We start from the raw sequence: 12,425 nt of genomic DNA on the forward strand, positions 1-12,425 counted from the left end.
GTTGCATACGGGTGGAGAGATGTGGTGCAGATCCGACACCTGGTCGCCATCCGGCGGTCGGGCGGACCCGAACCAACCGGTGGCCCAGCACTCGGCCGGACGAGCGGAGGAGCCTTCTGCTCCGGTTGACGCCCGGTCAGGGCGCCCGCTCGTCCGGCCGGTGGTCGGGCGGTCAGCGGCCCAGTCGGCCGCGGACCATGCCCAGCATGGAGTTCAGCTCCTCGATCCGCAGGCGCTTCGCGATGAGCACGAAGACCGCCAGCTGGAGGCCGCCGGCCACGACCAGGGCCGCCACGCTGCCCGGCCAGCCGCCGAGCACCTGCTGGACGCCCAGGCTGGCGCCGAGGCCGACCAGGGCGGCCGGGACGCAGGCGGCGGCCAGCCGGCTGTACGTCCGGCCGATCCGCTTGGTGTCCAGCCCGCCGATCCGCTTCTTCAGCTTCGGCATCGCGACCATCACCCCGATGGCGTAGGCCAGGCCGTAGCCGAAGGCGAGGCCGGTCACCGTCCACTCGGAGGGCAGCACCAGCCAGCACAGCAGCGCGAAGCCGGCCTGGCAGGCGGCGACCCAGACGGTGTTGTAGAACGGCGTCCGGGTGTCCTCGTAGGCGTAGAAGCCGCGCAGCATCACGTACTGGGCGGAGTACGGGATCAGGCCCAGCGCGAACGCGGAGAGCATCAGACCGACGTTGGTGGCGTCGTTCAGGACGGTGTCGTTGCCGCCGATCGCGTAGATCGCCCGGCCGACCACCGGGCCGAGCGACAGGAACAGGAAGGCCGCCGGGACGACCGCCACCGCGGTGGTGCGCAGACCGTAGGAGATGTCGTCGCGTACGGCACCGGCGTCCTCGTCGGCCGCCGCCCGGGAGAGCCGGGGGAGCACCGCGCTCATGATCGAGACGGTGATCACGGCCTGCGGGAGCTGCCAGATCAGCAGCGCGTTGGAGAACGCGGCCAGGCCGACGCCGTTGTGGCCGGCCGCCGCCGCGGCGGCGCCCGCCTTGGTGGACAGCTGGGTGATCACCAGGTAGCCGGCCTGGTTGGCGAGCACGAAGAAGAACGTCCACTTGGCCAGCCGGGCGGCCTTGCCCAGGCCGTGGCCGCGCCAGTCGAAGCGGGGCCGGAAGCGGAACCCGGCGGCCCGCAGGTACGGGATCATCGCCAGCGACTGGACGCCCAGACCGATCAGGGTGCCGAGGCCGAGCAGCCGCACGCCCTCGGGGGAGATGCCCTCCGGGGTGACCTGGGTGGTGCCGAACCCGCCGTAGACCCAGATGTAGGCGGAGAAGGTGAAGATCACCACGATGTTGTTCAGGACCGGCGTCCACATCATCGCGCCGAAGCGGCCGCGGGCGTTGAGGATCTGGCCCATCACCACGTGGATGCCCATGAAGAAGATGGTCGGCAGGCAGTAGCGGGCCATCGCCACCGTGGTCTCGGCGCGCTCCGGGTTGGCCATCATCGGCTGGGCGATCAGCCGCACCAGCACGGGCGCCCCGAGCACCGCCAGGAAGACCACGCCGCCGAGCCCGACCATCACCAGGGTGAGCAGCCGGTTGGCGTACGCGGTGCCGCCGTCCTCGTCGTTCTTCATGCTGCGCACCAGCTGCGGCACGAAGACCGCGTTCAGCGCGCCGCCGCCGATCAGGATGTACAGCAGGGTCGGCAGGGTGTTCGCGGCGTTGTACGAGTCACCCATGATGCCGACGCCGATGGCCGCGGTGATCACCATGGTCCGGACGAAGCCGGTGCCGCGGGAGACCAGCGTGCCGGCCGCCATGATCGCGCTGGAGTTCAGCAGGTTGGAGACCTTGCCGCCGCCGGCCGCCTTGCCGGGCTCGGCGGCGGGGGCGGGCGCCTGCTCGGCGGCCCGCTCCTCGGCGACGATGTCCGCCAGCGGCTCGACCGCCGGGGGCACCGCGACGGCGGCCACCTGCATGGTGGCCTCCGCCTCGGAGAGCGGCGGGTCGAACTCGATCGGCGGCACGAAGTGCTGCTGCCCGCCCGGAGCGGCGCCGTACGGGGGCTGTCCCGGGTGGCCGCCCATCGGCGGGTACGGCGCGGGGCCGGGCGGCGGGCCGGGCTGGGGGGCCGGGGCGGGCTGCGGGACCGGCGGCTGGACCGCGGCCTGCGCCTCGCGGCCGCCGAACAGGCCGTCCACCCCGACGTACTCGGTGGTCTCGGTGTCCCAGGCGGAGTGCGCCGGGCCGGGCTGCCACTGCTGCCGGGGCTGCTCGACGCCGCCCCAGTGGCCGCCGGCGGCCTGCGCCGGGGCCGGCTCCTGCGGCCAGGCGGGCTGCACCGGGGTGTCCCAGCCGGGCTGCACCGGCGGCACCGGGGCCCCGAAGTGCTCCGGGGCCTGGTACGGGGTCGGCGGCACCGGCGTCGGGTAGCCGACGCCCTGCGGCGGCAGCTGCGGCGGCACGTCGTACGCGGCGGCCGGCGGCTGGGGCGCGGCGGGCCGACCGGCCCGCAGACCGTACGGGTCCTGGCCGTCCTGGGGGTTCCCGTACGCGTCCACCGCGTACGGGTCCTGGGCGTAGGTGTCGGCCACGTACCAGTCGCCGGACGGCGACTCGGCGCCCGGCCGGCTCTCACCGCGGCCCGACGGCCGCTCCTCGCTGCGCCCGGTCATGTCACCTCTTCGCTGTCGTGGGGGGAGGCCGGCCCGGCAAGGCAGGGGGTCGGCGGTATCAAGGACCAACCTTCTCATCACCGGCGGCCCGATCCCGGCCATCCGGGCTGCTGCCACGCGGTGTCTGCGCGGGACCGTCACCAGGGGTGTCGTCCGTCCCGTCGGTCCCGTCCGCCGCCGGGGCCCCCTCCGCGGTGTCCTCCGCCGGGGCCCGCGGGGCGGGCTCCGCCGCCGCGGCGCCGCCCGCGGCCGGGGCGTCCCCGAGCGGGGCGTCGCCGACCGGCTGGTCGCCGTCCTCGTGCGGCTGCCCGCCGAGGCGCTTGCGCTGGCGCACGAAGCGCAGCGCGGCCAGCAGCAGCAGGACGCCGGCGCCCGCGAAGACGTACAGCACGCCGTTGGTCACCGAGGTGACCTCCACCGTGAACTTCTGCGCCTCGCCGTACGGCCGGGAGTCGGGGCCGGTGGTCCACAGCTGGGCGGTCATCGCGACCGGCCCGTTGTTGTGCGCCTCGGCGTTGAAGCGCAGGGTCACGCTCTGCGAGGCCGGGAGGACCAGCTCCTCCTCCTTGCTCACCCGCAGCCTGTTCGGCTGGGCCGAGGTGAGCACCAGCTTCAGGTTGGTGACCGTCTGGGTCAGGTCGTTGCGGACGCTGACCTGGAGCAGGCCGGACTCGCCGGCCAGGGTGACCACGTTCTTCCTCGGCACCTGGACGGCCTTGGTCAGCTCCTTCAGGTACCCCGTGACGCCGGCCCGGTAGGTGCTCCCGGCCGGCGGCTGGCTGCGCCACTCGGTGGACAGCGAGCGGACCATCGCGGCGCTGAACGGGCCGCGCACCCGCTGCGGCAGGGTGAGCACCCGCATCAGGGTGTCCAGGTCGTGCTGGATGTCGTCGGTGCGGCTCAGGTCGGCCGCCGGCAGCTCCGAGGCGCGGATCTGGGTCGGGTAGTCGGTGGGCGCCGGGACGGCGGTGTTGGCCTTCGGGTCGGCCGCGGACTGGGCCACCGCGTCCAGCTTGACCGAGGAGATCCACTTGCCGTCCGCCGTCTGGAGGGCGTTCGCCAGCGCCTTGGCGCCGGCGGTGCTCAGCTCGCGGGGCGGCAGGACGAGCAGCCCGCGCTGGTTCTGCGGCTGCTCGTGGGTGATCGCGAAGGTCTCGGCGAGGAAGCGCTGGGTGGCGTCGGTCTGCGCCTGCGGGCTGCTCAGGTCCTTGTCGAAGAGCGCGGAGACGGTCTCGTCGGCCACCACGGCGCTCTGCCCGCCGCCGATCGGGCGGACCGCGGTCGGGGTGTAGGTGAGCGAGTCCGGCTCCGGCATGCTCGCGCCGTCGACCAGCACCAGCCCGTTGCCGGACTGCTGGGCGAGGGCGGCGATCTGCTGGTCGAGGTAGCCCCGGTACGGCCAGGCGACGTCCGAGCGGGTGTCCACGGAGAGCCGGCCCTCGACGGTCAGCCGGCCGGCGGTGGACGCCTTGCTCAGCGCGGTGGTCATCCCGGCCAGGTCGGAGCCGTTGTGGGCGATCGAGGCGAGGTCCGGGTCGGCGTACGGCAGCGAGACCACCTGGCTGCCCGGCTTGGCGACGGCGGCCCGCAGCTTGTCCAGCCAGGCGACGGCGGCGGCCGAGGCGGGCACCTGGACGGTGTTGTCGTCCTTGGCGGACTTGCCCGCGGCCTCGGTGCCCGGCTTCTGCACCCGGTAGGGCTTGGTCATCGCGAGCGCGGCGTCCAGCAGGTCCGGGTCGATCACCCAGGTCAGGCCGTTCAGCTTCGCGCCGGTGTCGACCAGCTCGTACAGCCGGCCGCCCGGGGCGAACTCGCCGGCCAGGCTGTCGTCGCGCAGCACCGGGGTCGGCTGGTCGCTGTTGTCGGCGGTGGTCTGGGCGGCCAGCACCGGCGCGTGCACCAGCGGCCAGATCGTGGCGACCTTCGTCGGCTGCGCCTCGGCGCCGCCCGGGTTGTACGGCAGGAAGGTCCGGGCGATGCCCAGGGCGCGGTCGCGCGGGTTGTCGCCGGTCCCGCCCCAGGCGTCCACCGCGAGCTCGTACGCGCCGCTCGCGGAGAAGCCGAGGTCGCTCACCGCGACGCTCAGGGTGTACGGCTGGCTCTGCCCCGGGTTCAGCTCCGGCAGGGCGTACTGCGGGCTGTCCAGCTCCACGCCGTCCTTGCTGTCCGGCGTGGAGCGGTCGGCCACGTTGGCCAGGTCGCTGCGCCGGTCCAGCGGTTTGCCGGAGTACGGCTTGCGGACGGCCGCGTGGGCGCCCTTGATCGCCGACTTGCCGGCGTTGGTGACCTGGCCGGTGATCGTCACGATCCCGCCCGGGGCGGCCACCTGCGGGTTCAGCGTGTCGATGGTCATCACCACCGGGTACTCGGCCGTGGCGGTGGAGTCGCCGGCCGGCCGGACGTTGCCGCCGGCGGGCAGCGCACCGGCCGGGGAAGCCGTGAAGAGGGTCAGGGCGGCCGCGCAGGCGGCGGCCAGGCGCCGGCCCGCACGGCGCGCCCGGCGGGCCGGATGGCGCCCCCCGGCGGGGCGCTCGGCCCGTCCAGGCTGTCGGTGCGCCCCCAGGCCCGAGTGCCGTGCCGGCTCACTCACTCGCTTCGCCCTCGCCGTTCTCGATCGTTCGCTGCTGATGCTGTCCGTCCGGCGCGGTCCGCCCGACGGTCTTCGCTTGACTCTGGTGGAGCTCTTCGCCCGACGCCGTCGCCGCACCGCTGCCACGGGGATCCCGCGGACGGCGGCGGCGCGCGGCACCGCATCCCCTGTCCGGTGCCCGAGACTCGTCCACCGGCATGGTAACGATGCAGCCCGCGGCGCAGTGTTGCGGGCTGTGGGGTGAGACGCCCAGAACGCGCGGGCGGTTGACCTGTCGGGGCACGTACCCTTGTGAGCCGTGTCCACTGCCAATGAGCCCACCGCGCGCACCGACCGTTCCAGCACCGACGTCCAGGTCGTCCCAGGGCTGAGCGAGGCCCAGACGCTCGGCCTCCAAGAGCTGCTGCGGGTGTCGCCGGTCGCCGACGAGATCGCCAGCCGGTTCCAGGCGGCCGGTCACCGGCTGGCGCTGGTCGGCGGGTCCGTCCGGGACGCGCTGCTCGGCCGGCTCGGCAACGACCTGGACTTCACCACCGACGCCCGTCCGCAGCAGGTGCTCAAGCTGGTCAAGGGCTGGGCGGACGCGGTCTGGGACGTCGGCATCGCCTTCGGCACGGTCGGCGCCCGCAAGGACACCCCCGAGGGCTCCTTCCTGATCGAGATCACCACCTACCGCTCCGAGGCGTACGACCGCACCTCGCGCAAGCCCGAGGTCAGCTACGGCGACACCATCGGGGAGGACCTGGTCCGCCGGGACTTCACGGTCAACGCGATGGCCGTCGACCTGCCCGGCCGCGGCTTCGTCGACCCGCACCACGGCCTGGAGGACCTGGAGGCCCGGGTGCTGCGCACCCCCGCCACCCCCGAGGAGTCCTTCTCCGACGACCCGCTGCGGATGATGCGGGCCGCCCGCTTCGCCGCCCAGCTGGACTTCGACCCGGCGCCCGAGGTGGTCGCCGCGATGACCGCGATGGCCGAGCGGCTCACCATCGTCTCCGCCGAGCGGATCCAGGCCGAGCTGAACAAGCTGCTGCTGGCCAAGCACCCGGTGAAGGGCCTGCGGCTGCTGGTCGACACCGGCCTGGCCGGGTACGTGCTGCCCGAGCTGCCCGCGCTGCGGCTGGAGCGGGACGAGCACCACCGGCACAAGGACGTCTACGAGCACTCGCTGACCGTCCTGGAGCAGGCCATCGACCTGGAGCAGGACGGCCCGGACCTCACCCTGCGGCTGGCCGCGCTGCTGCACGACATCGGCAAGCCGCGCACCCGCCGCTTCGAGTCGGACGGCCGGGTCTCCTTCCACCACCACGAGGTGGTCGGCGCCAAGATGACCCGCAAGCGGATGCGCGAGCTCAAGTACTCCAAGGAGCTCACCGAGGACGTCTCGCGCCTGGTCGAGCTGCACCTGCGCTTCCACGGCTACGGCGGCGGCGAGTGGACCGACTCCGCGGTGCGCCGCTACATCACCGACGCCGGGCCGCTGCTGGAGCGCCTGCACAAGCTGACCCGCTCCGACTGCACCACCCGCAACAAGAAGAAGGCGGCCGCGCTCTCCCGCACCTACGACGGCCTGGAGACCCGGATCGGCGAGCTGAAGGAGCAGGAGCAGCTGGACGCCGTCCGCCCGGCGCTGGACGGCAACCAGATCATGGAGCTGCTCGGCCTCAAGCCCGGCCCGCAGGTCGGCAAGGCGTACAAGCACATGCTCGAACTCCGGCTGGAGCACGGCCCGATGGAGCACGACGAGGCGGTCGGGGCGCTGCGGGCCTGGTGGGCCGAGCAGCAGGGCTGAGCCCGGCTCCAGACGGCGCGACGGCGCCACGGGAGCTCCGGGCACGACGAGAGGGGTGGCCCCGGCCGAGCGCCGGGGCCACCCCTCGTCCGTACCGGGCTACTTGATCTGCTTCATGCAGAGCACGTAGTCCAGGGCCGGGAAGCTCGGGTGCTTGCTGGTGTACCAGCTGTCCGACTTCGGCTGCTTCTCGCAGGACTTCTCGTCGGAGGTGGCGAGGTACTTGTAGACGACCTTGTACTGCGCCTTGGCGTCGGTGCAGGGCACCACGGTGATCTTCGGGTGGGTGTCGTTGGTCTGGTTGGTGCCGTTCGCGTTGTACAGGCAGTCGCCGACCCCGGCCGCGTCCACCTTGCTGTCAGAGTCGGTCGGGGTGCTGACCGGCGGGAGGGTGAGCGTCGGTGCCGGCAGCGTGTAGGTCGGCGAGGGGATGACCGGCGGCGGCGTGGGCGAGAGGGTCAGCCGGGTGGGGGTCGGCGTCGGGTCGGCGGCCGGGTCGGTCTTCCCGGGGCCGAGCACGCCGGTGGCGGCCAGGGTCACCGCGGCCACCAGCGAGACCGGCACCAGCAGCATCGCGATGTGCGGCCGGCTGGTCAGCGGGACGCCCGGGTTCAGCTGCGGGCCGTGGCTGCCCGGGACGGGCGGCTGCAGCCGCTTGAACTTGTTGTGCGGGCCGAGGTTCAGCAGCAGCGTGATCGGGGTCAGCAGCCAGGACACCAGGCTCCACCAGCCCTGGACCAGCGTCCGGGCCGACATGTCGCGCACCGTCGCCGTTCCGCAGGTGCGGCAGAACGGGCCGGTCATCCGCAGCATCCGGTAGGCGATGATCAGGCCCTGGTGGCCGCGGACGGTGGCGTTGACCGCGGGGTAGCCGCCGCAGAACCGGCAGGTGGTCCCGTCCATCGGGGGCGGCGGCGGGTACCCGTAGCCGTAACCGCCCGGCGGGGGCTGGACGCCGTACGGCTGCTCGGGCGGCGGCGGCGCGCTCGGGTAGCCGTACCCGGGCGGCGGCGGGGGCGGCGGCGGGGCGCCGTAGGAACCGCCGGAGGCGTACGGGTTGCCGTCGCCCGGTGGCGGGCCGTACGGCATCTGGGGCGGAGGCGGAACGGACAAGGGGTCCCCCGGGAAAGGAAGAGCGGAAGAGTTCAGGACTTCTTCACCGGCGGGACGCCGGTGGTGGCGGGCGCCAGCGGGCCGAGGCAGAGCACGTACCGCTTCTTGTTCCAGCGGCGGCCGCTCTTGCCCGAGACGGCGGTCGTGGTCTGCGGCGTCTGCTGGCAGCGGGTCACGTCGGTGGTGCCCTCGAACTTCGACAGCACCCGGTAATTCGCTTTGGTGTCAGTGCACTTGACGATCTCGACGTCTCGGGAGCCGCTGGCGTGCACACAGTCGCCGGCCTTGGCGCTGCTGACGCTCGGCCCGGCCACGAAGTAGCCCACCGCCAGCGCCAGGCAGCCGCCGACCACCCCGACGATCCGCAGCTTGGAGCGGATGCCGCGCTTGGCGGCCGGCGCGGGCTGCACCGGCGGCGCGGGCTGCGGGTAGCCGTACGGCCCGGGGGGCGGCTGCTGCCCGTACGGCCCGGGGGCCGGCTGCCCGTACGGCTGCTGCCCGTACGGCGGTTGGCCGTTCGGCTGCTGCCCGTAGGCGGGCGGCGGGCCGAAGCCGGGCGGGGGCGGCGGCGTGGGCTGTCCGTAGGCCGGCGGCGGCCCGTACGGCGCGGCCGGCGGGGGGACGGGTGCCCCGTACGGCGGTGCTGCGGGCCGGCCCACCGGGGCCGACGAGGGCGGCCCGTACGGATTGGGCGGTGTGCTCATCAGTTCGTCCCCCGAGACAGAGTTCTGTCGCTACGACAGGTTCGAGTACCTTAGCGAGTCGGTCGGACGCCGTCGGCCCCGAGTCCCGCGGGTTTCCAGGAGGCCTGGTCAGCGGGGGAGGGGACTCCGGCGGGCGGAGCGCAGGTAGAGGACCGCCGTCAGCGCGTATACCCCGGCGACCCCGAGCACCACCGCGACCGAGCGGCCGGACAGCGGCAGCACCATCGCGGTGACCAGGGCGGCGGCCACGAAGGCGACGTTGAACAGCACGTCGTAGATGGCGAAGACCCGGCCGCGGTACTCGTCCTCGACCGACTCCTGGACCGCCGTGTCGGCGCAGATCTTGGTGCCCTGGGTGACCACCCCGAGCAGCAGGGCGGCGAGCAGGCAGGGCACCAGGGTGAAGCTCAGGCCCAGCGCCGGGACGAAGACCACCGGGGCGACCAGGCAGGCCGTCATCCACCCGGCCAGGCCCAGCCGGCGGGTGCACCAGGGGCTGACCAGCGCGGCGACGAAGAACCCGGCGGCGGACAGGCCGACCGCCTGGCCGAGGGTGACCAGCCCGGCCGCGCTGTCGGTCGGGTCGTTGAAGGTGTACCGGGCGAGCATCACCACCACCACGATCAGCACGCCGTAGCAGAACCGGGCCGCGGTGACGGCGGCCAGCGCGTGCACGGCGGGCCGGCAGTCCCGGACCAGGTGGCGCACCGCGGCGCCGAGTTCGACGGCGGCCCGGACCAGTGCCTGGCCGAGCCCCGGGCGGTCCCGGTGCTGCTCCGGGCCGAGCAGGTCGCGGTCCATCCGCCGGGCGGCCAGCGCGGCCGACAGGTAGAGCAGCGCGGCCACCGTGACCAGGGCGGCGTCGGCCTTCGGCCCGGGGGCCATCAGCTGGTGCAGCGCGAAGCCGATGCCCCCGCCGGAGGCGGCGGCGACCGTCCCGAGGGTGGGGGAGAGGGCGTTGGCGGTGACCAGCTGGTCCTGCTCCACCACCCGGGGCAGGGCGGCGGACAGGCCGGCCAGGATGAACCGGTTGAGCGCGGTGACCAGCAGGGCCGAGGCGAAGAACAGCCAGGTCGGGGCCTGTGCCAGCAGCAGCGCGCCGGTGCCCAGGCCCAGTCCGAAGCGGGCCAGGTTGCCGAAGTAGAGCACCTGGCGGCGGCGCCAGCGGTCCAGCAGCACACCGGCGAACGGGCCGATCACCGAGAACGGCAGCAGCATCACGGCCAGCACCGAGGCGATGTCGGCGGGGGAGGACTGCTTCTCGGGGGAGAAGACCACGTACGCGGCGAGCGAGACCTGGAAGACGCCGTCCGAGAGCTGGGAGAGCACCCGGGCGGTCAGCAGCCGCCGGAAGTCGCGGCCCTTCATCAGGTCGAGGAGCGTGGCGCGGTGCGCGGACTGGTGGGTGCTGCCGTTCTCGGTGATCGCCACCCGCCCAGAGTGCCATGGAACCGGCCGCTGTTTCACGTGAAACATTGGCCGCGAGAACGTGAAGGGCCCGCGATCCGGAGACCACGGGCCCTTCCTGCGAGCTGGCGGCGCTCAGCGCTCAGCGCTGAACAGTCGCGAACTTCGCTGCGCTCAGCGCTCAGCGCTCAACAGTCGCGAACTTCGCTGCGCTCAGCGCTCGACCTCGCCGCGGATGAACTTCTCGACGTTCTCGCGGGCCTCGTCGTCGAAGTACTGCACCGGCGGGGACTTCATGAAGTACGAGGAGGCCGACAGGATCGGGCCGCCGATGCCGCGGTCCTTGGCGATCTTCGCGGCGCGCACGGCGTCGATGATGACACCGGCGGAGTTCGGGGAGTCCCAGACCTCGAGCTTGTACTCCAGGTTCAGCGGGACGTCGCCGAACGCGCGACCCTCGAGGCGGACGTACGCCCACTTGCGGTCGTCCAGCCAGGCCACGTAGTCCGAGGGACCGATGTGGACGTTCTTGGCGCCCAGCTCGCGGTCGCGGATCTGCGAGGTGACGGCCTGGGTCTTGGAGATCTTCTTGGACTCCAGGCGCTCGCGCTCGAGCATGTTCTTGAAGTCCATGTTGCCGCCGACGTTCAGCTGCATGGTGCGCTCGAGGATGACACCGCGGTCCTCGAACAGCTTGGCCATCACGCGGTGCGTGATGGTCGCGCCGACCTGGGACTTGATGTCGTCACCGACGATCGGCACGCCGGCCTCGGTGAACTTGTCCGCCCACTCCTTGGTGCCCGCGATGAACACCGGCAGGGCGTTCACGAAGGCGACCTTGGCGTCGATGGCGCACTGGGCGTAGAACTTGGCCGCGTCCTCGGAACCGACGGGCAGGTAGCAGACGAGGACGTCGACCTGCTGGTCCTTGAGGACCTGGACGACGTCGACCGGCGCCTCGTCCGACTCCTCGATGGTCTCCAGGTAGTACTTGCCCAGGCCGTCGAGGGTGTGGCCGCGCTGGACGGTCACGCCGGTCGGCGGCACGTCGCAGATCTTGATGGTGTTGTTCTCGCTGTTGCCGATGGCGTCGGCCAGGTCGAAGCCGACCTTCTTGGCGTCGACGTCGAAGGCGGCGACGAACTCCACGTCGCGGACGTGGTACTCACCGAACTGGACGTGCATCAGCCCGGGGACCTTGCCGGCCGGGTCGGCGTCCTTGTAGTACTCGACACCCTGCACCAGCGACGCGGCGCAGTTGCCCACGCCCACGATGGCTACGCGAACCGAACCCATTCCGGTTGCTCCCTGTGATCTCATGAGGCCCGCCGGGGTAGGCGGAACTCGTCCTGCTTCTTCGATGACTGCGTGCACGGGCGCGAGGCGCCCATTCCTGCCGCGCGGCACAGGGCTGGCGCGGTGTCAGCGCTCCTGGGCGGAGCGCCCCGGGCGGTCGTACGGTGGCCCGGACGGGTCCGGGGACCCGGTCTCCTGGCCACGGCCGTCCGAAGTCTTGCGGGGTCCGGCGGCGCTGCCGCCGGCGTCGGGGCCGGTCTTTCCGGTGCGGTTGGACCGCTCGGTCTCGATCAGCTCGTTGAGCCAGCGGACCTCGCGCTCCACCGACTCCAGTCCGTGCCGCTGGAGTTCGACGGTGTAGTCGTCGAACCGCTCGCGGGCGCGGGCCAGCGAGTTGCGCATCCGCTCCAGCCGCTCCTCCAGCCGGCTGCGGCGCCCCTCCAGGACGCGCATCCGCACGGCCCGGTCGGTCTGGCCGAAGAAGGCGAAGTGCACGCCGAAGTGCTCGTCCTCCCAGGCGTCCGGGCCGGAGTCGGCGAGCAGCTCCTCGAAGCGCTGCTTCCCCTCGGCGGAGAGCCGGTAGACGATCTTGGACCGCTTGCCGTTGAGCGCGGTGGCCGGGACGTACTCGACGTCGGGGTTGTCCTCGACCAGGAAGCCCTGGGCGACCAGGCTCTTCAGGCAGGGGTAGAGCGTCCCGTAGGAGAGCGCCCGGAACGTCCCGAGCAGGATGTTCAGCCGCTTGCGCAGCTCGTAGCCGTGCATCGGGGCGTCGTGGAGCAGCCCGAGGACGGCGAACTCCAGCACTCCTGAGCGCCTGCCCACTGTCGCCGCCCTCCTCCCGCTCGGTGTCCGATCGGCCGCTGCATCCGGCGGTATACCGCTTCG

General features: G+C 72.9%; 8 protein-coding genes. 1 reads left to right on the forward strand and 7 read right to left on the reverse strand.

The window, feature by feature from the left end; genetic code table 11:
- Nucleotides 1-172: 172 nt before the first annotated feature.
- Together murJ and ACWDD9_RS03455 are read right to left on the reverse strand one after the other, a co-directional pair.
- Nucleotides 173-2,635 (reverse strand): murein biosynthesis integral membrane protein MurJ, encoded by a 2,463-nt coding sequence (murJ, locus tag ACWDD9_RS03450; protein WP_117488736.1) that lies wholly within the window; start codon nucleotides 2,633-2,635, stop codon nucleotides 173-175.
- 58 nt (nucleotides 2,636-2,693) lie between these two features.
- Complete coding sequence (locus ACWDD9_RS03455; RefSeq protein WP_074001893.1) at nucleotides 2,694-5,225, reverse strand: DUF6049 family protein; 2,532 nt, start codon at nucleotides 5,223-5,225, stop codon at nucleotides 2,694-2,696.
- A gap of 367 nt (nucleotides 5,226-5,592) precedes the next feature.
- Between ACWDD9_RS03455 and ACWDD9_RS03460 the strand changes: the two genes are divergently transcribed.
- Complete coding sequence (locus ACWDD9_RS03460) at nucleotides 5,593-7,017, forward strand: CCA tRNA nucleotidyltransferase (RefSeq protein ID WP_049659839.1); 1,425 nt, start codon at nucleotides 5,593-5,595, stop codon at nucleotides 7,015-7,017.
- Between the two features lie 99 nt (nucleotides 7,018-7,116).
- On the opposite strand, the gene ACWDD9_RS03465 is transcribed toward ACWDD9_RS03460, so the two are convergent.
- The 5 genes from ACWDD9_RS03465 to ACWDD9_RS03485 all read right to left on the reverse strand — a co-directional run bounded on the left by ACWDD9_RS03465 (nucleotide 7,117) and on the right by ACWDD9_RS03485 (nucleotide 12,362).
- A complete protein-coding gene (locus tag ACWDD9_RS03465) occupies nucleotides 7,117-8,130 on the reverse strand; it encodes an LppU/SCO3897 family protein (protein ID WP_159028681.1) in 1,014 nt (337 codons plus the stop codon).
- A gap of 32 nt (nucleotides 8,131-8,162) precedes the next feature.
- Nucleotides 8,163-8,834, reverse strand: a complete 672-nt coding sequence (locus ACWDD9_RS03470; protein WP_387970928.1) for an LppU/SCO3897 family protein — start codon at nucleotides 8,832-8,834, stop codon at nucleotides 8,163-8,165.
- A 108-nt stretch (nucleotides 8,835-8,942) separates the two neighbouring features.
- Nucleotides 8,943-10,265, reverse strand: coding sequence for an MFS transporter (locus ACWDD9_RS03475; RefSeq protein ID WP_449810685.1), 1,323 nt, complete (start codon nucleotides 10,263-10,265; stop codon nucleotides 8,943-8,945).
- Nucleotides 10,266-10,454: 189 nt separating this feature from the next.
- A complete protein-coding gene (locus ACWDD9_RS03480; RefSeq protein WP_049651119.1) occupies nucleotides 10,455-11,537 on the reverse strand; it encodes an inositol-3-phosphate synthase in 1,083 nt (360 codons plus the stop codon).
- Between the two features lie 126 nt (nucleotides 11,538-11,663).
- Nucleotides 11,664-12,362, reverse strand: coding sequence for a PadR family transcriptional regulator (locus tag ACWDD9_RS03485; RefSeq protein WP_049651118.1), 699 nt, complete (start codon nucleotides 12,360-12,362; stop codon nucleotides 11,664-11,666).
- Between the last annotated feature and the right edge of the window lie 63 nt (nucleotides 12,363-12,425).

The organism is Kitasatospora sp. NPDC001119 (assembly GCF_053598475.1).

What these genes read in the sequence shown, in the direction of transcription:
- ACWDD9_RS03480 (WP_049651119.1), bottom strand. Translation starts at nt 11,537, where the DNA reads ATGGGTTCGGTTCGCGTAGCCATCGTGGGCGTGGGCAACTGCGCCGCG.
- murJ (WP_117488736.1), bottom strand. Translation starts at nt 2,635, where the DNA reads ATGACCGGGCGCAGCGAGGAGCGGCCGTCGGGCCGCGGTGAGAGCCGG.
- ACWDD9_RS03470 (WP_387970928.1), bottom strand. Translation starts at nt 8,834, where the DNA reads ATGAGCACACCGCCCAATCCGTACGGGCCGCCCTCGTCGGCCCCGGTG.